General features: G+C 30.8%; 22 protein-coding genes. 20 read left to right on the top strand and 2 right to left on the bottom strand.

Annotated elements, in window-relative coordinates:
* The first annotated feature begins 6 nt into the window (after positions 1-6).
* The 13 genes from LRR82_RS09070 (at position 7) to LRR82_RS09010 (ending at position 9,617) form a co-directional block, all read left to right on the top strand.
* Positions 7-786, top strand: a complete 780-nt coding sequence (locus tag LRR82_RS09070; RefSeq protein ID WP_249029107.1) for an immunoglobulin-like domain-containing protein — start codon at positions 7-9, stop codon at positions 784-786.
* Positions 786-1,214: a YaiI/YqxD family protein gene (locus LRR82_RS09065; protein ID WP_249029106.1), complete on the top strand. Its 429-nt coding sequence runs from the start codon at positions 786-788 to the stop codon at positions 1,212-1,214. The genes LRR82_RS09070 and LRR82_RS09065 overlap by 1 nt, the downstream gene beginning before the upstream one ends.
* A gap of 4 nt (positions 1,215-1,218) precedes the next feature.
* Positions 1,219-2,037, top strand: a complete 819-nt coding sequence (locus LRR82_RS09060; RefSeq protein ID WP_249029105.1) for a Cof-type HAD-IIB family hydrolase — start codon at positions 1,219-1,221, stop codon at positions 2,035-2,037.
* Positions 2,037-2,219: a DUF4250 domain-containing protein gene (locus tag LRR82_RS09055; RefSeq protein ID WP_249029104.1), complete on the top strand. Its 183-nt coding sequence runs from the start codon at positions 2,037-2,039 to the stop codon at positions 2,217-2,219. The genes LRR82_RS09060 and LRR82_RS09055 overlap by 1 nt, the downstream gene beginning before the upstream one ends.
* Positions 2,220-2,282: 63 nt before the next feature.
* Positions 2,283-3,485, top strand: coding sequence for a threonine ammonia-lyase (gene ilvA / locus LRR82_RS09050; protein ID WP_249029103.1), 1,203 nt, complete (start codon positions 2,283-2,285; stop codon positions 3,483-3,485).
* A gap of 170 nt (positions 3,486-3,655) precedes the next feature.
* Positions 3,656-5,551 carry an InlB B-repeat-containing protein gene (locus LRR82_RS09045; protein ID WP_249029102.1) on the top strand — a complete coding sequence of 632 codons (1,896 nt, stop codon included), beginning with the start codon at positions 3,656-3,658 and terminating at the stop codon, positions 5,549-5,551.
* A 1-nt stretch (position 5,552) separates the two neighbouring features.
* Positions 5,553-5,933 carry a hypothetical protein gene (locus LRR82_RS09040; protein ID WP_249029101.1) on the top strand — a complete coding sequence of 127 codons (381 nt, stop codon included), beginning with the start codon at positions 5,553-5,555 and terminating at the stop codon, positions 5,931-5,933.
* 18 nt (positions 5,934-5,951) lie between these two features.
* Complete coding sequence (locus LRR82_RS09035; protein WP_249029100.1) at positions 5,952-6,125, top strand: hypothetical protein; 174 nt, start codon at positions 5,952-5,954, stop codon at positions 6,123-6,125.
* 2 nt (positions 6,126-6,127) lie between these two features.
* The gene (locus LRR82_RS09030) at positions 6,128-7,168 is read left to right on the top strand and encodes an ATPase, T2SS/T4P/T4SS family (protein WP_249029099.1); all 1,041 of its coding nucleotides are present in this window, start codon (positions 6,128-6,130) and stop codon (positions 7,166-7,168) included.
* Positions 7,146-8,633: a hypothetical protein gene (locus LRR82_RS09025; protein ID WP_249029098.1), complete on the top strand. Its 1,488-nt coding sequence runs from the start codon at positions 7,146-7,148 to the stop codon at positions 8,631-8,633. The genes LRR82_RS09030 and LRR82_RS09025 overlap by 23 nt, the downstream gene beginning before the upstream one ends.
* Positions 8,634-8,742: 109 nt before the next feature.
* The gene (locus LRR82_RS09020) at positions 8,743-8,892 is read left to right on the top strand and encodes a hypothetical protein (protein ID WP_249029097.1); all 150 of its coding nucleotides are present in this window, start codon (positions 8,743-8,745) and stop codon (positions 8,890-8,892) included.
* Positions 8,889-9,281 (top strand): hypothetical protein, encoded by a 393-nt coding sequence (locus tag LRR82_RS09015; protein WP_249029096.1) that lies wholly within the window; start codon positions 8,889-8,891, stop codon positions 9,279-9,281. The genes LRR82_RS09020 and LRR82_RS09015 overlap by 4 nt, the downstream gene beginning before the upstream one ends.
* Positions 9,282-9,287: 6 nt before the next feature.
* The gene (locus LRR82_RS09010) at positions 9,288-9,617 is read left to right on the top strand and encodes a hypothetical protein (RefSeq protein WP_249029095.1); all 330 of its coding nucleotides are present in this window, start codon (positions 9,288-9,290) and stop codon (positions 9,615-9,617) included.
* 17 nt (positions 9,618-9,634) lie between these two features.
* On the opposite strand, the gene LRR82_RS09005 is transcribed toward LRR82_RS09010, so the two are convergent.
* Positions 9,635-10,840: an MFS transporter gene (locus tag LRR82_RS09005; protein ID WP_249029094.1), complete on the bottom strand. Its 1,206-nt coding sequence runs from the start codon at positions 10,838-10,840 to the stop codon at positions 9,635-9,637.
* A 291-nt stretch (positions 10,841-11,131) separates the two neighbouring features.
* On the opposite strand from LRR82_RS09005, the gene LRR82_RS09000 reads away from it, so the two are divergent.
* The 4 genes from LRR82_RS09000 (at position 11,132) to LRR82_RS08985 (ending at position 18,032) form a co-directional block, all read left to right on the top strand.
* Positions 11,132-12,202 carry a carbamoyl phosphate synthase small subunit gene (locus LRR82_RS09000; RefSeq protein ID WP_249029093.1) on the top strand — a complete coding sequence of 357 codons (1,071 nt, stop codon included), beginning with the start codon at positions 11,132-11,134 and terminating at the stop codon, positions 12,200-12,202.
* 1 nt (position 12,203) lies between these two features.
* Positions 12,204-15,401: a carbamoyl-phosphate synthase large subunit gene (gene carB, locus LRR82_RS08995; protein WP_249029092.1), complete on the top strand. Its 3,198-nt coding sequence runs from the start codon at positions 12,204-12,206 to the stop codon at positions 15,399-15,401.
* Positions 15,402-15,579: 178 nt separating this feature from the next.
* Positions 15,580-16,728 carry a GGDEF domain-containing protein gene (locus LRR82_RS08990; protein ID WP_249029091.1) on the top strand — a complete coding sequence of 383 codons (1,149 nt, stop codon included), beginning with the start codon at positions 15,580-15,582 and terminating at the stop codon, positions 16,726-16,728.
* Positions 16,729-16,823: 95 nt separating this feature from the next.
* Positions 16,824-18,032 carry an FprA family A-type flavoprotein gene (locus LRR82_RS08985; protein WP_249029090.1) on the top strand — a complete coding sequence of 403 codons (1,209 nt, stop codon included), beginning with the start codon at positions 16,824-16,826 and terminating at the stop codon, positions 18,030-18,032.
* 12 nt (positions 18,033-18,044) lie between these two features.
* On the opposite strand, the gene LRR82_RS08980 is transcribed toward LRR82_RS08985, so the two are convergent.
* Positions 18,045-19,058: a lactonase family protein gene (locus LRR82_RS08980; protein WP_249029089.1), complete on the bottom strand. Its 1,014-nt coding sequence runs from the start codon at positions 19,056-19,058 to the stop codon at positions 18,045-18,047.
* A 108-nt stretch (positions 19,059-19,166) separates the two neighbouring features.
* Here LRR82_RS08980 and LRR82_RS08975 point away from each other — a divergent pair, with 108 nt between their 5' ends.
* From LRR82_RS08975 to LRR82_RS08965, 3 genes are all read left to right on the top strand, one after another.
* Complete coding sequence (locus tag LRR82_RS08975) at positions 19,167-19,664, top strand: Lrp/AsnC family transcriptional regulator (protein ID WP_249030595.1); 498 nt, start codon at positions 19,167-19,169, stop codon at positions 19,662-19,664.
* Entirely contained in the window at positions 19,664-20,830 is a 1,167-nt protein-coding gene (locus LRR82_RS08970; RefSeq protein ID WP_283162776.1) for an aminotransferase class I/II-fold pyridoxal phosphate-dependent enzyme, read from the top strand. Before LRR82_RS08975 ends, LRR82_RS08970 begins: the two co-directional genes overlap by 1 nt.
* A gap of 119 nt (positions 20,831-20,949) precedes the next feature.
* Positions 20,950-21,585, top strand: a complete 636-nt coding sequence (locus LRR82_RS08965) for a hypothetical protein (protein ID WP_249029088.1) — start codon at positions 20,950-20,952, stop codon at positions 21,583-21,585.

Genomic DNA, 21,585 nt, shown 5'->3' with positions numbered 1-21,585 from the left:
GATAGCATGAAAAATAAAATTATTATGTGTATAAGTACTTTTTTTATTGTTTGTAGCTGTTCGTTACTCTTATTAACTACAAATATTGAGGAGATTCAACTAAAAAAAGATACATTTGTATATGAATATGGAAAGTCAGAAATATCTACAAATATTGGTGATTATATTATTGCTAGTGATCAAGTAAAAGAAGATGCGGAACTGAATCTTAGTGCTGTGATGAATGAAGTAGGTACTTATAATTGCACTATTATTTATTTAGGGAAAGAATATCCTTTTACTATTCAAGTGATAGATACTACCAACCCAACTGCAAGCTTATTGTCTGTACAAGTCAATGTTGCTACTGGAGCAACATTGATTGCTAGTGATTTGGTAGTTGTAAGTGATGAGTCAATGGATTATACTGTTTATTTTTTAGAGGGACAAGAATATATAGAATCAAAAACATATTTAGAAGAGGGTACTTATATTGAAAGTATTGTTGTAAGAGATGCTTCTAATAATTCTTCTACAACGTTACGTATCAAAATAAATGTTGGTGATAATAACAATATTCCTTCATTTAGTGGTGTTGATACAGTGACTATTGAAATAGGAAGTTATTTTGATCCATTAGCAGGAGTTAGTGCAAGTGATGGATTAGGAAATGATATTACTGGTGAAATTGTGATTATAAAAAATGATGTTGATACATCACAAGCTGGTTTTTATGAAGTGATTTATGCTGTTACTAATTCTCAAGGGAATAATGTACAAAGATCTAGAAAGATAGTGGTGGAATAATGAAAGTTATAATTGATGGGGATGCTTGTCCTGATCGTAAGGAAATAGTACAGGTAGCAAGGAAACAAGAAGTTCCAGTGATTATTTATTGTGATTATAATCATGAGATAGAGGATGAATATAGTGAGGTTGTAGGGATTCATCCAGGTAATGATGCAGTTGATTTAGCGATTGTAAAAGAATGTCAAAAGGGTGATTTAGTAATAACACAAGATTATGGTTTATCTGCTTTGGTTCTAGCAAAGGGGAGTGATGTGATTAATCCTAGAGGATTTGAAGTGACAAATGATAATATTGATATGTATTTGATGCAACGTCATATTGGACAAAAAGAGAGAAAAAAAGGATATTCTACCCATTATTCAAAAAGAACGAAAAAAGATACAGATTTACTTATAAAATTAATAGAAATGAAATTAGGGAGATAAAGAGATGAAGTATAAAGCGATTGCATTGGATATTGATGGAACATTACTATCGAATAAAAAAGAAATCTTACCAAAAACAAAAGAGATGTTAATAGAGCTTGCAAGTAAGGGTGTGAAAATTATTTTAGCATCTGGAAGACCAACTCCTGGTTTAATGGCAGAAGCAAAAGAATTGGGGATGGATAAGTATGGGGGATATTTATTATCTTATAATGGTGCGAATGTACAAGAGTTTATGAGTGGGGAGTGTGTATATGATAAAGTGGTGAAAAAAGAGTTGATTGATGAAATATTTGATCGTGCTAGAGAATATCATTTATGTGCACTTAGTTATAATGATACGAATATTCTTAGTGAAGATGGAGAAGATGAATATGTTCTTTATGAAAGTGAAATAACAAGAATGTCTATTTGTCATATTGATGATTTTAAGAAGGTAGTAGATACTAGTCGTAATAAAGTATTGTTAACAGGGGAACCTAGTTATGTAGCTAGTATTATTGATGAATTCAAAGCTCCTTATCAAGGGGTATTGAGTATTTATCGTTCTGCACCATTCTTTATTGAAGTAATGGCAGAAGGGATTGATAAAGGTGCTTCTCTTGATGCATTGATGAAAGAGATGGGTATTACAAAAGAAGAGTTAATTTCTTTTGGAGATGGGTATAATGATCTTAGTATGATTGAATTTGCTGGATTTGGTGTGGCTATGGAAAATGCAGTAGAGGAAGTAAAAGAGAAAGCAAATTATATTACTACTAGTAATGATGAAGAAGGTATTTATCATTGTTTAAAAATGTTACAAGAAAAGGGTGAAATATAATGTTACCAAAAGATATTGCAATGTTAGTAAGTATACTAAATACAAAGCTACGTGATGATGACATGTCTTTAGAAACAATTGTTGAAGTATATGATGAAGACTATCAAGTAATAATGAATAAATTAGAACTTAATAATTATGAGTATGATCATAAACAAAAACAAATAAAAAAGAAATCCTAAAAATATTGATGTAAATCAATATTTTTTTATGCTATACTTGTATAAAATAAGGAGGGGATTGTTTTGTTGGAATTACAAGATTTTCAAGCTGCAAAAAAGAGGGTAGATGAAGTAATAGAGGAAACAAAATTAATACATAGTGAAGCTTTTTCATTAGAAAGTGGAAATGATGTATATATTAAACCAGAAAACTTACAAAAAACAGGGGCATTTAAATTACGTGGTGCTTATAATAAAATAGTTAAGTTAGATGATCAAGCAAAGCAAAAAGGATTAATTGCTTCTTCGGCTGGGAATCATGCGCAGGGAGTAGCGTATGCAGCTAAAAAGTTAGGTGTTCAATCGACTATTGTTATGCCTAGTCATACACCTTTGATTAAGATTGAGGCAACTAAAAGTCATGGTGCAAATGTAGTATTGCATGGAGAGGTTTATGATGATGCTGCCAAACATGCGGTTTTTTTACAAGAAGAATATGGATATACTTATGTACATCCTTTTGATGATGAGGATGTTATTGAAGGACAAGGAACAATCTCTTTAGAAATATTAGAAGAGTTACCAGATGTAGATGTTATTTTAGTACCAATTGGTGGAGGAGGACTTATTTCAGGGATTGCTTGTGCAGCTAAAAATATAAATCCAAACATAAAAATAATTGGTGTAGAACCAGAAGGTGCTGCTAGTGCTGCTGCAGCAATTGCAGAAGACCAAGTAGTTTTATTAGAAGAAGTGAATACGATTGCTGACGGGACTGCTGTTCGTCAAATAGGTGCTAGTACTTTTGAATATATTAAACAATATGTAGATGAAGTAGTAACAGTTAGTGATTATGATTTAATGGATGCTTTTTTAATGTTAGTAGAAAAACATAAATTAGTAGCAGAAGGTTCTGGTATTTTATCTTTAGCAGGATTGAAAAAGATAGAAGAAAGAAATAAAAAAGTAGTATCTGTTATTAGTGGAGGGAATATTGATGTGATGACTATTTCTTCTATGATTAATAAAGGATTAATTGCTAGAGGAAGAATTTTCACATTCTCTATTCAATTACCAGATAAACCAGGGCAACTTCAATTAGTTTCACAAATACTTGCGAAACTAAGCGCGAATGTTATTGGTGTAGATCATAATCAGTTTAAAAACTTTGCTCGTTTTTCAGAAGTGGAATTACGTGTAACAGTAGAAACAAATGGAAATGCACATATTGATGCTATCTTACAAGAGTTTATTGATTTAGGATATAAAATTGAAAGAATTAACTAAGGTAATCGAAAGATTATCTTTTTTTTATTTTTAAAAAGTAATTCTTATTTAACTTACGTATATCTTAATGACGTAGATAATAGTTGTATTCGATTATTTTTGAGAAAATAATCGAATGAACAACAATAGACTACGTTATTATCGTTGGTTGGAAAAGGAGGAAGGAGATAATGAAGAGGAAACTATTGTTTGCAGTAATGGTATTTGGGTTGTTTTGGTCTATGAATATCCTACATGTACAGGCTGGTGGAGGATATACGAGTGATGGAAATGATCTTACTTATCGGATTAATTTGATGGAGATAGTAGATGGAACTATGCATGTATATGGATATGCTTATGAAAATAATGATGCTTTTGATTATACAACCAAAGGGGTATCGTCTAATATGCATAACTATGAGCTAATAGTAAATGGTGTTACGTATCAAGATAAGTTAGATTATTATATTGATCATACAGAACTTAATCGAGCATTAAATGATACGTATAGTTATTATCAAGATGTAGGTTTTCATTTCGAAGTTGCAATGAGTGATATTACGAGTACTACCGATGAAGAGTATCATTTAACACTTCAAATTCTACATCAAAATAGATCCTATGCAACGATTGATATTTCCTATATGGCACCATTGAGTTCGATTAATAATGATGGGTATACTATAGAGTTTAGTACAACACAAATAAATACAATGTTATATACAGATCAAACGAGACTCTTTGTTAGAGAAGAGCCTTCTAAAACAGGTGCAATAGCAACAAATGAAGATGGAGCAGATTTATACTATACACCAGGAGATATTTATTCTGTTGCAAATGGTACGATGACAGGTGAGACATATTATGATGTGGATAATAAAGTATATTGGTATGAAATTAAGTATAAAGAAGAAGGATATAGTGATTCAAGGTATCGAGTAGTTGCAAGTGCATCAGGGACTACAGGATGGATATGTGATACTTTTTTAAAGTATTATGGTGATCCCTTAACGATAAATGTAAGTAGAGATAGTTATTATATTCAATATAGTGCAACTGGTGGTTCAGGAGCTCCAAGCTTTCAAAAGAAGTGGTATGGAATAGATGAAACTATTTCTTTGATTGAACCAACAAAAGTAGGTTATTTGTTTGATAGTTGGAATACCAACTATTATGGGACCGGAACAAAATACTTACCTGGAAGTACGTATAGTGCCAATTCGAATGCTTATTTGTATGCTATGTGGAAAAATACATCCCCTGTAATAACCGGTCCAATTATGGATGAAGAGTATGTAACCACCAGTCAAATAGCACCATTTTTAGATGATATCTATTTTGTTGTTCAATTAGGAGATGAAATAAATATTACTGACTTTTTTGAAGCATATGATAATGAAGATGGTGATATTACCAACAAAATAACACTTAGTTCCTTTGATTCCCAAAACGAATTTATGAGTGCCGGTATTTATAATGCGATTTTATCAGTACAAGATTTAGGAATGTCAAAAACATATTATTACTTAAAGATACTTGTAAATCAAGAACCTGAAATTGAAAGTATGGAAAGATGGTTTTTATCCTCATGGGATGTAACGATAGAAGATGTGCTAGAAAAAATAAAAGCATATGATAAGGAAGATGGTGATATTAGTGACAGTATCATAGTTACTAAAGTAATCTATGACGATGGAACGGTGGTAGAAAATCCAACAACCATTAATACGGTACTAGAAGATGGAGCAACCAAAACAATAGAAGTAGTTTATCAAGTATGCGATAGTTATCAAAAAGTAGTAGAACAAACAGATACAATTTATATTTATCAAGATAGCAGTGAAATAAAGCAAACATCCTTTATACGTTTTATAAGTGAAGATTATATTGATTCTTTAGAAGAAGAATCAATATGGCAAAATAAGGAATACTTTGACTTATTAGAAGAAACGTTAGAAGAGTCTAGTTACAAAACATATTATTATAATAGTCAATCTGTACAAGATATAAAAGAATGGGTACTACAGACAGCCCCCTCGTCTAATACTAATCAATATTTTGTAGAAAATTTTATGGGAGAATAATATGAAAACATGTATCCAGGGATTTTGCATGATGATTATTACAATCATTACTATTTTATTTTTAAGCACCATTCATATCAAAAGCAATCACCAAAATGAAGTAGACTTAGCACTTACTACTGCCATCCAACAAACTTTAAAAGTATTAGATGATCAACGTTACCCCATTGAATCTAATGAAGAATTAATTAGTGAGTTTGCTAGAAACTTCTTTATACAAATAAATTCAGATAGTGAAGTAGAGTTTGTTATTTATGGAGTGGATTATGAAAAAGGATTATTATCGATAGAAGTAACAATGTATTTTCAATACATTGATGGGAAAACGGGTACCGTTAATTCCAAACAAACAATGATTATAGATGATATAAAAGAGACGTAGAACGTCAAGGAGAAAGAAATGAAAGCATTTATAGAAGAATATGGTTCAACATGTGTAGTAGTATTAGTTATTGTAATATTGATAAGTATTGTCGGTGCATTTAAAGAACCAATAGAAGGATATTATGGAGATATTATTGATAATTTCTTCACTGAAGTAACAACAGATATAGAAGTTTCAGACGGCGAGTAAAAATGAAGTACCTACATTTGAGAAAAGAGGATTACGGAGATCTGTTGCCTTATATTGAAGATGAAGGTATTACTGATATTAACTGGAATGGGCATCATTTGTGGATAGATGATGAATGTGGTCGATACAGTGTCGATGATAAATTAAATGAAACATTTGTATCTGTATTCTGTCAAAAACTATCCAATCTTGTAAATGAGAATTTTAATAAATATTATCCTCTTTTAGAAGCAGAAACAGATAGACTAAGAATATCGGTAGTTCATGACTCCGTGACAAATACTGGTTATTCTATTTCAATACGAAAGACTCCGCCAGTTCGTAAAATAACAAAAGAAAGTATTCAAAATGGTTATTGTACAAAAGAACTAGATGACTTTATGCAAGCATGCATAAAGTCTAGGATGTCGGTTATTGTTTGTGGGATCCCTGGTAGTGGGAAAACAGAATACGTAAAATATTTAACCCAATTTATTTCCTCCACACAAAGAGTGATAACGATAGAAGATAATCTAGAATTACGATATGCAAGCATTAATCCTGGTCATGACTGTGTTGAATTTAAGGTGGATGAAGATTTCACATATAGTGCAGCCATAAAAACATCACTAAGGCAAAGACCAGACTGGATTTTATTAAGTGAAGCAAGAAGTAGGGAAGTACAATATTTATTAGAAAGCAGTTCTACAGGAACTGGTTGTATTACAACCATTCATGTAGATACAGCTCAAAATATACCGGAAAGAATTATGAATATGTTAGGTAAACAAGGAGAAGATATGGAAAATACGATTTATTCTTTTTTCCATATTGGTGTTTTAGTTAGAAGAACACAAGAGAATAATAGTACTGTTCGTCAAATTTATGAAGTATGTTTGTTTGATCGAGAACAAGGGGAGAATAAAGTAGTGATGCTTTATCGTGATGGAAAGTTTTTGACTAGAAAAATACCAATAAGTTTTGTTCGTAAATTTAAAGAAAACAAAGTAGAAAATCCTTTATATAAAGGAGGGAGAAAAAATGAAAATAAAGTTATTGAATAAATGGAAATTTTTTAGCTTTGAACATTTTAAAACAACAATCAAAGGATATGGTTATGAATATTCATTTAAGAAATTTATCATTCAATTATTCGTCTTTTATTTAATAATAGCTCTTATTGCAATGTGTTTTAAATTAACTTGGGAATGTCATCTTGTCATTTTATTAGGAACAGTTATTTCGTTTCCTTTTATTGTTATAGCACAGTTTCGATTTCTCTATCAAAATAAAAGATTTGAATATGTAGTAGGCTACTTGGAACAAATGATTTTTGCATTTAAAAAGACACCTAAAATATTAGATTGCCTAAGAACAGTAGAAGAACTAATTGATCCATCGATTCAAAATATAATAAGAGAAGCAATTCTTATTATTGAAGAAGATGTTAGTGGATTAGGTTATCAAGATGCTTTTCTACATATTGAATCCTCATTTCCTAGTTCAAGGGTACAAGCAATGCATTCTTTCTTTTTGTCAGTTGAAAAGAATGGAGGGAAGTACCAATATGCAATTGATGTATTATTAGATGATATTCATAAATGGGTTAGTAGAACCTATCGTTATCAAAAAGAATTACAATCATTAAAAATGAAAATCATCTTATCTATCTTTTTAAGTTTTATGGTAGCAGGAACAATGACATTAATGGTACCTAGTGAGTTAGTAGTACTAAATGAAAATATAGGATATTTAGTATCTACGACTATTTTATTTTTAGCACTTATTTTTATGATGGCAATCGTTTTTAGTAAATTACATGGGAATTGGTTAGTTAATGATCAAAATGATGATAGTTTTGAAATGCAAAGAGTAGAGTCGTTCATTCAAAAGTTTACGATAAAAAGTAGTTTGAAACGGATATTTGTACAAGCATGTTTTGTTATACCTTTGCTTATTTATGGAATATTCCAACAAAAAGTTATCTATTTTATTCTAAGCTTATTGATGATTATAGTGCTATTCTTTTTAGAGTTTTTCAAACAACACGAAAGAAAAAGAAAAGTATATCGAAATATTCAAAAGACTTTTCCTTTATGGTTAAGAGATATATCATTACAAATACAAACATTAGTAGTACCATTAGCGTTACAAGAATCAATAAATGAAGCACCTTATATCTTAAGAAACCCACTCCGTAATTTAGTCCAAGATATACAACAAACACCAGATAGTATTCAACCATATCGTGAATTTTTAATAGAATATCAAATTCCCGACATTCAAAATGCAATGAGTATGCTATACTCCATCCAATCTTTACCAATGCGTGAAATACAAATACAAATCACAGCACTTATTAAAAGGAATCAAGAGATGTTAGAAAAAGCAGAAACAATGAAAAATGAGGATAGATTAGCAGGAGTAGCTTTTATAATGGCTATTCCAATGTTATTAGCTACCTTTAAGTTAATGATTGATCTAGTAATTATTTTGCTTTCTTTTATGTCTCTGACAAGTGTGGCATAAATGGAAGAGTGGATAAGTGAATTTGGGGAAGTAGTAATTGTGATTATGGTTTCCACTATCGTAGTAAGGGCACTGCTGGCTATATATGGGCAGTATGTAGGATTTTGATATGAAATTATTTATCGAAGAATATGGGATGACAGTTGTTTCGTGTCTTGGTGCGATGGTGGTGCTATCGTTAATAAAATATTTATTATATGGTGTTGGCTTTGAGATTATAAAATATAATATATTTCATTTAATAGGGAGTGGTTTATGAAACTACAAATATCCCAATTTGGACAAACGATACTTACCATATTGGTAGTTAGTTTCTTTTTTACAACGATTCCTCTTTTAATGGAAAAGGCTAGTGATTTAATTTTAGAAGATAGAAGTGTTATTATTGGTGATTACCAATATATAGATCAGTTAGAAAAACCAACATTATTAGTGGAATGTAGTAGCTCTATTGAATGGAATAGTGTTTTTAATTATTACAATTATATTATGGAAGCCAAGAGCTCTTCAGGAGAGTCTTTAAAAGATAGTGTGATTATGTATGGAGAAGTAGATACGACACAAAAAGGTGGTTATGATGTTCGATTTGTTGTGTATGATGAGTATGATTTAAAAACAGAAGTTAGTTGTAGCTTCGTTGTGGAGTGATAAAATATGAAAAATATATTTAGTGTATCAATTGGTTTATTATGTATTGTTATTTTAACATTGTTTTCAGGAACTTTTATTGATGTCAATTTACAAATACAAAATGCAAGAGAGTATCATAGTGCTGTCTTACAACAAATCCAATCATCAAACTATAATGACTATGTTATTAGTTGTTGTATTGATAGTGCTCAGGAATTAGGATATGATATTGTAATTGAAGAAAGTGCAACATATGATGATATTTCTGATTATTTTGTATCATTGTCTTATCCAATAAGAGTATTGATGTTTGATCAGGTGATTGAAGGAAAAATAGAAGGTTATGCAAGATAAAAAAAGATAGGCATTGCCTATCTTTTGTCTAAAGGTGCTACTTTCGCAACAACCAAGTTCACGATGGAAAAGGAAGCAGCTAATATAAAAATATAGTGTGGTCCATAATTTGTCCAAATAATACCACAAATATAAGAACAACATATTGCAACAACATGATCTAAAGATAAACCAAAAGAAATAGTTGAAAGAACTTCTTCTTTATCTTTTGCAATATTGTTAAGATAAACAGAACGAATGAATCCCATTTGAGAGGACATTCTATCAAAGATAAATACTGCAAATGTTGCTAGCATAGCAAAACCAGTTGTTGAGAAATTGCCAACATATAAATTGTAAGTTATAAATGCAAAAACAGCATAGACTAAAATAAAGGATAAAGCATCAGCATATAACATCGTACGGATACCAAAACGGTCTAAACATTTACCTAAGAAAGGTAAAAAGAATATTCCACATAACCAACTGGCCATAATTAATAAAGAAGTAGTATCAGCACCTTTACCAAGAATTTCAATAATGACCCAAGGTGAATAAACATAAACTATTTGTTTTTGAACACCATTCATAATGGCTAATATATAATAATATTTGTATTCTTTACGGAATATAAATTTTGTAGGCTTGACTCTTGATGATGGAACACGGTTTGATAAAATCAAAAACAAGAAGCAAGCAACTAAGAAAAATGCACCTGCAAAAACAAAGTTAACAATAGTAGCATCAGTAAAATCAAAGAAACCTGTACGGAATCCAATAAAAATAGCAGCAGCAGAAATCAATGAGAAAAATGTATAGATACCTCGACACTTCCCAACATTCTTCCCAATATTTTCTTCATCATGCCCCATGATAGACATTGCAAGACTATCTTGTAATGGAAGGTAAATATGGACTCCCATTGAGAAAATAAATAAGATTGCAGTCATAGTATAGAAACTAGGATGCAAGACGGCTAATATTAAAATTCCAATAGCGGAAATAGCTTGTGATATTGCAGCTGTTTTAATATCTCCAAATCTACCTAATAGTGAAATTGCTACAATAGCAATAACCCCCGGTAATTCTCTAGGAAACTCAATAAACGCTCTTTGTAGTGTGGTAACATTATAAGCATCTTTAAAGTAATTTGCGAGTACCACATCACTCATACCAGATCCCAAAGCAATAAATGAAATTGCTAGAAAATAGATAAATATAGTTCTTTTATAATTTTTATCCAAAATAATCCTCCCCTAAAACCTGTAACTACAATAACTTATTCTATCCGTGAAAACAAGGTAAATTGTCATTATTTCAAAAAATGTAAAAATATCTTGATAGTAGTAAAAAGTAGATGTATAATAACAAAGATAAAATAAAGGAGGTAAGAGTATGAACGCATATATCAAGGTGGTTAAAGAATCAGATAATGTATTTGTGAAGACATATTTTTTACCATTCTTTTGTAATTGTTTTTATAGTTAACATATCTTATAGATATGTTTTTTTATGGCATTTGAAAGGAGCAGGACATGAAAGCATACTTAATTTTAGAAGACGGAAGTGTATTCACTGGGGAAAGCATTGGAGCACAAAAAGAAGTAATTAGTGAATTTGTATTTAATACTTCAATGACAGGATATTTAGAAGTACTAACTGACCCATCATATGCAGGACAATCAGTAGTTATGACTTATCCTTTAATTGGAAATTACGGAGTATGTTTAGAAGATCAAGAATCTAGTAAACCACATGTAGAAGGGTTTATTGTAAATGAACTTGCTAGACTAGGAAGTAACTTTAGAAAAAATATTGATTTAGAAGATTATCTAATTGAAAATGGAATTCCTGGTATTCAAGGAATTGATACTCGTCATATTACCAAAATCATTCGTAATCAAGGGTGTATGAATGGTATGATCACAACAACTTATTATGAAGATTTACAAGAAGTGTTGACAAAAATTCGTGCCTTTACTGTAACAGGTGTAGTAGAACAAACAACATGTAAAGAAATCTATACATTAGGAGAAGGTTCAAAACATATTGCTTTATATGACTTTGGAGCAAAAACTAATATTGCTAAGAGTTTAGTAAAAAGAGGATGTAAAGTAACAGTAGTTCCTGCTAGTACAAAAGCTAGTGTTATTAAAGAATTAAATGTTGATGGAATCATGTTATCAAATGGTCCTGGAGATCCAGCTGAATGCGTAGAAATCATCGAAGAAATCAAAGCATTACGTAAAATGAAAACACCTATTTTTGCGATTTGTTTAGGACATCAATTAATGGCCTTGGCACATGATTTTAAAACAGAAAAAATGAAATATGGTCATCACGGTGCTAACCATCCAGTAAAAGATTTAGTATCAGGAAGAGTATATATTTCAACACAAAACCATAACTATGTTATCAATCCAGAATCAATCGATAGTACTATCGCAAAACCATGGTTTGTAAATGTAAACGATAAAACAATAGAAGGTATGGAATACACACAAGAAAATATAAAAACAGTTCAATTCCACCCTGAAGCATGCGCAGGTCCTTTAGACACAGACGCATTATTTGAAGAATTTATGAAAATGATGGAGGTCCAATAATATGCCAAAAGATACAAGTATAAAAAAAGTTTTAGTAATTGGTTCAGGACCAATTATTATCGGCCAAGCAGCAGAGTTTGACTATGCTGGAACACAAGCATGTCGTGCTTTAAAAGAAGAAGGGTTAGAAGTAGTATTAATTAACTCAAACCCTGCTACAATTATGACAGATAAAGATATTGCAGATAAAGTATATATCGAACCTTTAACGGTACCTGTTGTAAAAAGCTTAATTATTAAAGAAAAACCAGATAGTATTTTACCAACATTAGGTGGTCAAAATGCATTAAATATTGCAATGGCTTTAGCGGATGAAGGATTCTTAGAAGCAAATAATGTACGTACAATTGGTACAAACACAGATACAATTAAAAAAGCAGAAGACCGTCTTGAATTCAAAACATTAATGGAAGATATCAAAGAACCATGTGCTGCCAGCTTAGTAGTAACAGATGTAGATGATGCTTTAGAATTTGCAAAAGAAATAGGTTATCCAGTAGTAGTAAGACCTGCCTATACACTAGGTGGAACAGGTGGAGGGATTGCTTATGATAGCAAAGAACTACATGATATCTGTTCAAATGGATTACGTTTATCACGTGTTACACAATGTTTAATTGAACGTTGTATTTCAGGTTGGAAAGAAATCGAATATGAAGTAATGAGAGATAGTGCTGGAAACTGCATTACCGTATGTAATATGGAAAACTTAGACCCTGTAGGAGTTCATACAGGAGATAGTATCGTAGTAGCTCCAAGTCAAACTTTATCAGATAAAGAATATCAAATGTTACGTACTTCAGCATTAAATATTATTACTGCCTTAGATATCCAAGGTGGATGTAACGTACAATATGCACTACATCCAGAAAGCTTTGAATATTGTGTTATCGAGGTAAACCCTCGTGTAAGTCGTTCTTCAGCACTTGCATCAAAAGCAACAGGGTATCCAATCGCTAAATTAGCAGCCAAAATTGCTTTAGGATATACATTAGATGAAATCATAAATGCAGTAACAGGAAAAACATATGCTTCTTATGAACCAACATTAGACTATATTGTATGTAAGATTCCAAAATGGCCTTTTGATAAATTTGTAGATGCTTCTAGAGCATTAGGAACACAAATGAAAGCAACAGGAGAAGTAATGTCTATTTGTAACAACTTTGAAGGAGCATTAATGAAAGCATTACGTTCTTTAGAACAAAATGTTTATCATTTATACTTACCTGAATTAGATGGGAAAGATGTTGATTTTTTAAGAACAAAATTAAAAGATGTTGATGATCAAAGAATCTTTGCTGTAGCTCATGCTCTTCGTGCAGGAATTAGTATCGAAGAAATCAATGAAATTACGAAAATTGATGTTTGGTTTATTGATAAAATCTTACGTTTAGTAGAAATGGAAGAAACATTAAAAACAACACCTCTTGATATAGAATTATTAAAAGCAGCAAAAAGATTACAATTCCCAGATAAAGTTATTGGAGAATTTGTAAATAAAACAGAAAAAGAAATTCACGCAATGCGTAAAGAAAATGGAATTACTTCAGCATACAAAGTAGTAGATACTTGTGCAGCAGAATTTGATGCATCAACACCTTATTTCTACTCAGTACATGGTGGTTATAATGAAGTAGCTCCTCAACAAACTAAGAAAAAAATCATGGTATTAGGTTCTGGACCAATTCGTATAGGCCAAGGTATTGAATTTGATTACTGTTCAGTACATTGTGTATGGGCATTAAAAGAAGCTGGTTATGATACAATTATTGTAAACAACAACCCTGAAACAGTAAGTACAGACTTTGATATTGCGGATCGTTTATATTTTGAACCATTAACTCCAGAAGATGTAGAAAGTATTGTAGATGTTGAAAAACCAGATGGTGCTATTGTACAGTTTGGTGGACAAACAGCAATCAAACTAACAAAAGCATTAATGGATATGGGTGTTAAGATTTTAGGAACATCTGCAGATGATGTAGATGCAGCAGAAGATAGAGAAAGATTTGATCAAGTATTAGAAAATTGTAAAATTGCTCGTCCAAAAGGATCAACAGTATTTACAACAGAAGAAGCTATTAAAGTTGCTAATGAATTACAATATCCAGTATTAGTAAGACCTTCTTATGTATTAGGTGGAGCTGGTATGGAAATTGCTTTAAACGATGGAGATATTAAAAAATTCATGAAAATTATCCACCGTCAATTCCAAGAACATCCAATCTTAATTGATAAATACTTAGCAGGGAAAGAAGTAGAAGTAGATGCTATTTGTGATGAACATGGAATTTTAATTCCTGGTGTAATGGAGCATGTGGAACGTGCTGGAGTTCACTCTGGAGATAGTATTTCAGTTTATCCAACTCAAAAAATCAAACAAGAAATGAAAGATACGATTGTAGATTACACAGCAAGACTTGCAAAAGAATTAAATGTTATTGGTTTAATTAACATTCAATTTATCGTATACCAAGATCAAGTATATGTAATCGAAGTAAACCCTCGTTCAAGTAGAACAATTCCATACATCTCAAAAGTAACAGATATTCCAGTAGTAGATGTTGCAACACAAGTTATTATGGGTAAATCTATTGGGGAACAAGGATATGCTTATGGTTTAGCACCAGAAAAAGAAACAATCGCAATTAAAATGCCAGTATTCTCTTTTGAAAAAATCAAAGGTGCTGAAATTAGCTTAGGCCCTGAAATGAAATCAACAGGTGAAGTATTAGGTATCTCAACAAACTATGATGAAGCTATCTACAAAGCATTCATTGGTTCAGGTGTTAGTTTACCTAAGAAAAAGAATATTATTTGTACAGTAAAAGATAGTGCAAAAGAAGAATTCTTACCTATTGCAAAACAATACTATATGTTTGGATATGATTTATATGCTACAGAAGGTACTTATAACTTCTTAAAAGAAAATGAAGTACCAGTCAATTTCGTAAATCGTATTGATGCAAAAACAAATACATTATTTGATTTAATGTTAACAGATACAGTGGACTTAATTATTGATATTCCAACTAGAAATGATAACTTAAAAGATGGATTTGTAATTCGTAGATTTGCAGTAGAAGCAGGTATCCCAATTTTCACATCATTAGATACTGCAGCAGCATTAATTACAAGTTTAGAAAAACGTCATAGTGGAGACACATCATTAGTAGACATTACAAAACTTAAATAAAGATATAAAACTGTCATGTTAGACAGTTTTTTCTTATGTTAAAAAAGAAAACAGTGAATTAATGGACAATAAATAGTTATCTATGTTAGAATGTATAAATAAAATCTACCAAATAGGTATGCTTTTAGGGTAAGGGTATAAACAATTATTTTTGTATAACAACATATAGGGAGGTATCATGTCAAAGAGTCAAACAGGTATCCGCAAACTTATTGCAAGAGTGGACATACAAGTGTCCATCATAGTATTTTTATTTACTTTTATTGCCACATTAACAACATCTATTATTTATTGGAATTTTACATTCCAAGTAATGATGGTTTCGTTAGAAGAACGTGTCTATGCACTATATGATGCGGTTGAAGAAACATTGGATATGGATACATTCTTATCTATCGATTCCATAGATGATATGGATACTACATTGTATCAAGAAGCTAAAGATAGCTTATTACAAATGAAAAATAGTGCAGGAGTACTATATCTATATACAGCAAAAGAAGATGCTTCTGGTAATTTCATTTATGTCATAGATGGATTAGAATCCGATCAAGATTTTCGTATTCCTGGAGATGCCATAGAAACAGAAATAATAGAAGATATGCAACGTGCACTAAGTGGTGAATATGTCTTACCAGATGGGATTGTTCATACGGATTGGGGAGATATTTTTGTTGCTTATTTTCCAGTTCATGATGATACTGGTGCCATTATTGGTGTCTTAGGAATTGAGTTTGACGCTAGTGAAATCTATGAAACTTATCAAAATCTAATTGGGTTTGTTCCATTGATTATCACGTTATTATCAATACTTGCTAGTATCGTATCTATTTCTATTTTTAAACGAATATCAAATCCATTATATATGGATATGGCTACTCAAGATTTACCAACAGGTTTAAAGAATAGAAATGCTTTTGATGTTGATTTAAATAATCTATCTGGTCGTGGTTCGATTAGCGACATTGGTATTATTACAGCAGATATCAATCATCTTAAAAAAGTTAATGATGAACTAGGACATAGTGCTGGAGATGATTATATACGATTAGTTGGAGATTGCATAAAAGAATCAATGAAAGAAAATATGGTTGCATATCGTATTGGTGGAGATGAATTCTTAATCATTGTAAAAGAGGCTAGTGATGAAAAATTAATTCAATTCATGAATGATTGTTCCTCAAAAATTAGTTCTCAAACAATATATCCAAATATGGAATGTTCTATTTCTATTGGTGCTTGCGTGTATGACAAAAAGATCGATCAAGATTTAGAAGATACTTGTCTTAGAGCAGATGAATTAATGTATCAACATAAAAAACAATAATGATAGAAAAAATGGTATAAAATACCATTTTTTTATCATTAAATTAGCATTCCTATATATACTATGTTATGATTCAAATCGTGGAGGGAAGTTCAATGGAATGTATAAGAAAGGTAACAAATAAAATATATTATATCGGTGGAGATGATCGTCGCATTACAATGTTCGAAAATCTTTTTCCTGTAGAAAATGGAGTAGCATATAATTCTTACTTCATTGAAGATGAAAAACTTGCAATCATCGATACAGTTGATCACAGTATTAGTCGTCAATTCTTTGAAAACATCGAATCAGTATTAAAAGGGAGAAGTCCAGATTATTTAGTAATACAACATATGGAACCAGATCATTGTGCTTGTATTAAAGACTTAGTCCAACAATACCCAAATATAAAAATCATTGCAACACAAAAAACAGTACCTATGTTACAACAATTTTTTAATTATGATTTTACAAATCACCTACAATTAGTAAAAGAAGGAGATCAAATATCATTAGGAGAAACAACATTACAATTCATTATGGCACCAATGGTCCATTGGCCAGAAGTAATGATGACCTATGTACCAGAAGAAAAAGCATTATTTAGTAGTGATGCTTTTGGTAGTTTTGGAGCTTTAAATGGGAACTTATTTAATAGTGATATTGATTATAAACATGCATGGTTAGAGGAAGCTAGAAGATATTACGCTAATATAGTTGGAAAATTTGGACTACAAGTACAATCTGTATTGAAAAAAGTAAGTCCTTTAGAAATAGAAATGTTATGTCCGCTACACGGAGTTGTTTGGGATAAAGATATATCTTATTTTGTAGAGAAATATTCATTATGGTCAAGTTATTTACCAGAACAAGAAGATGTGATGATTGTTTATGGATCTATTTATGGTAATACTGAAAATGCAGTAAATATTCTTGCCAATAAATTAGGACAACAAGGTGTAAAAAACATAACTGTCTTTGATGTATCAAAAACAGATATTTCTTATATTATTGGACATATGTGGCGTTGTAAAACGATCGTTTTAGCAACACCAACTTACAATAATGGGATATTTCCTAAAATGGATGCTTTAATAGAAGACATGGTTGCATTAGGATTAAAAAATCGTGTGATTGGATTAGTAGAAAATGGTACTTGGGCAAGTATGGCAAATAAGCTAGTAATGGCTAAATTAGAAAAGATGAAAAATATAACGGTGTTAGAAACAAAGTTAACAGTGAAATCATCTTTAAATGGAACAGAAAACATCGAACAATTTGTAGCAGAAATAATAGCAGCAAGAAAAGAAGAAACTCAATAAGAGTTTCTTCTTTTACTTGATAATACATACTGGTTGAGGTATTTCTAAATAGTGGTATGTTGGAGTAATCGTTTTTAAATTAACATTAAATTTATATACTTCTATGCGATTATCATCTTGTGCCCCAACTAGAATATCATTATTTTCTGTAATATAAATATCTCTAGGACAATTTCCAACAGGAGTGTAACAAAGTGTAGTTAATAAGCCGGTTTGATTATTTCTAGCATAGGCCATAATGGAGTTATGTCCACGATTGCTGATAAATAAGTGTTTATTATCATTTGATAACTTGATAGCCGAAGCACTAGAGACCTCTTGGTAATCATTGGGAAGGGTAGATAACTCTTGAAGAAAATGAAATTTCCCATCATAACGATAGACACATACAGAATTACTTATTTCATTAACAAGATAAGCAAACTTTCCATCATCTGAAAAAATCAGATGACGAGGACCGGAACCTGGTGTAACATGCAAAGAAAGTAAGGGGTTTTCTTTTAAAATACCTTCTTTATATTGATACATAACAACCTTGTCACTTCCTAAATCAACAGCAAATAGATATTCTTTATCAGGAGTGATCCCAACACAATGAACATGGGCACTAGTTTGTCTTTGCAGGGCATCGGGACCTGATCCAAGATGTTCCTTACAATGAATTGGATAACTAGGAGTATCTAGTTGATAACTAGAAGTAGTTCCACCATGATAGTTAGCAGTAAATAAATAAGCTGGCTCATCACTAATGCATAAATGCGTATAAGATATTCCTAGTCCATCTATCTTTTGTGTAAATGTTAAAGCATCTTCTTGAATAGAAAAACAAGCAACTCCACCACCATTTTTCTTGTTACTAGCATCTTTTAAACTAGCATATATTTTATCTTCCTGTTTTATTAAATAACTAGGATAATCCTTTGTAGGAAGATGACCAATCAAAGATAATTGTTCATCAACATAATCAATCAAATAGATCCCTTTTAAATCATCCTTCCCATAACTTGCAACATAATAAATAGCCATAAAAATACCTCCATATAAGCCTATTTTATCATAATAGAGAATGAAAAGCATCTTTACCTAGCTATAAAAATGGTATATAATGAATTCAATATATAGGGGGAATTTATGATGACAGAATTAGACCTTTTATCTTTTATAGAAAAAAATGCTAAGTGTACGATAACAGACTTATCAATGGCATTAAATGAAAGTGAAGAAGTAATTACAAACTCATTAAAAGAATTAGAAGACAAAAAAGTAATATGTGGCTATCACACATTAATTAATTGGGATAAATCATGTACTGAAAAAGTACATGCAACTATTCAAGTAAGCTGTAGTCCAGAAAGAGAACATGGTTATGATCGTATTGCAAAAAGAATTTATATGTATAATGAAGTAGAATCAATGAGTTTACTATCTGGTAGTGCTGCAGAATTTATAGTAAATGTGGAAGGTAAAACAATGCAAGAAATTGCTCACTTTGTAGGTAGAAAACTAGCTCCTATTGAAGGAGTTACAGGAACTGCAACTTTATTTGTTTTAAAACAATATAAGAAAAATGGTGTAATTTTAGATACAGATGATAATTATGATGATAATGAAAGATTATTGGTAACTCCATAATGAATATGCAAGATGTCTTAAGTGATAAAGTAAAATCGATTGCACCTAGTGGTATTCGTAAATTCTTTGATCTTGCAAGTAAAATGGAAGGTGTTATTTCACTGGGTGTGGGAGAACCAGATTTTGACACACCTTGGAGTATTCGTGAAGCAGCGATTTATTCGATTGAAACAGGGAAAACATTTTATACTGCAAACCAAGGATTACCACAATTACGCCAAGAAATATCAAAATATTTAAACAGAAGATTTCAATTACAATATGACTATGAAGATAATATTATTGTTACAGTAGGTGGATCAGAAGCCATTGATATCGCTTTTCGTACTTTAATTAATCCAGGAGATGAAGTTATTCTATTACAACCTAGTTATGTTGCTTATACACCAGGAGTACAATTAGCTGGTGGCAAAGAAGTTACGATTGAACTAAAAGAAGATAATAATTTCAAACTAACACCAGAATTATTAAAAGCAGCTATCACTGACAAAACAAAAGCAATCTTATTAAACTTCCCTAGTAATCCTACAGGTGGGTTTATGACAAAAGAAGACTATCAAAAGATAGTTCCGATTATTAAAGAATCTGGAATTATTGTAATTAGTGATGAGATTTACGCTGAATTAAGTTATGAACAAGAATTTGTATCACCGGCTAGTTTTCCAGAAATAAAAGATCAAGTAATCTTAATTAGTGGTTATTCAAAAGCTTATGCTATGACTGGATGGAGACTAGGATATGTTTGTGGACATACTGATCTTATTGCGGCAATGAATAAAATACATCAATATGTTATTATGTCAGCACCAACTGCAGCTCAATATGGAGCTATTGAAGCAATGAAAAATTGTGATAATGAAGTTGTAAAAATGGTAGAACAATATAAATTACGTCGTAATTATATTGTTAAAGCATTTAATGATATGGGATTAAAAACATTTATGCCCCAAGGAGCTTTCTATGTTTTCCCTTGTATAAAATCAACAGGACTTACATCAGAACAATTCTGTGAAGAACTACTAAAAGAACAATTAGTAGCTTGTGTCCCTGGTACTGCTTTTGGAAAAGCAGGAGAAGGATTTATTCGTGTTTCTTATGCTTATAGCATCGAAGAGATTAAAGAGGCAGTTATTAAAATTAAAGCATTTTTAGATAATCGAAAGTAATTCTATAAAATAGAGTTACTTTTTTATTTAAAAGCCATTAAAACGGTGTTAAAATAAATAGTAGAAAAACAATTATTTTTAATCTTTGATATACTCTTTTTAACAAAGGGGTGACGAAGATGAAAAACAAAAGCTATCAACTAACAACATATAAATCAATGTTAGAAATAAAAGAATATATTTTATTTCTAACAAAAGAAAGTGACTATGAAATAGAATTACATCATTTACTACATACTTCTATTGAACTATCTCAATGGAAAAAACAACTAGAATCAAAAGAAGAACTATTATTAGAACTACTAAAACTATTCAAACAATATATTAAAACAATAGAAGATGGAAAAGAATTAGAAGAAGCTATTGTTTATCTAACTATTTTATTACCTTATCATCAAGCTGTAGCCTATTATAAATGGCAATTATTTGAAACATTAATGAAAACAAAAGATAAAAACATTCAGTTCTATTGTTTAGTACGTCATTTAATCTATAAAAGTCAATCAAGATTAGCAGAAGTAATTGAACTACTCGCTACTAGTCAATCTTGTAATCATAAAGAATATCATGTACTAGCAATACAAATATATTGTATCGAAAACAGACATAAAGAAGCATATCCACATGTAAAACAAGTAGAATGCAATGATATAGAAGAATATGCAGATGAATTATTTGCAACACATCCATTTTTATATCATAAGTTATGTAAACACACTACCAAACAATATGCATTATCATTAGGAGGACATTAA

This window comes from Tannockella kyphosi, from assembly GCF_021054785.1.
Taxonomy (GTDB): Bacteria; Bacillota_I; Bacilli_A; order Erysipelotrichales; family Coprobacillaceae; genus Tannockella; species Tannockella kyphosi.
The sequence above is the reverse complement of the archived record's forward strand: the minus strand, read 5'-3'. Positions and strand labels throughout refer to the sequence as shown.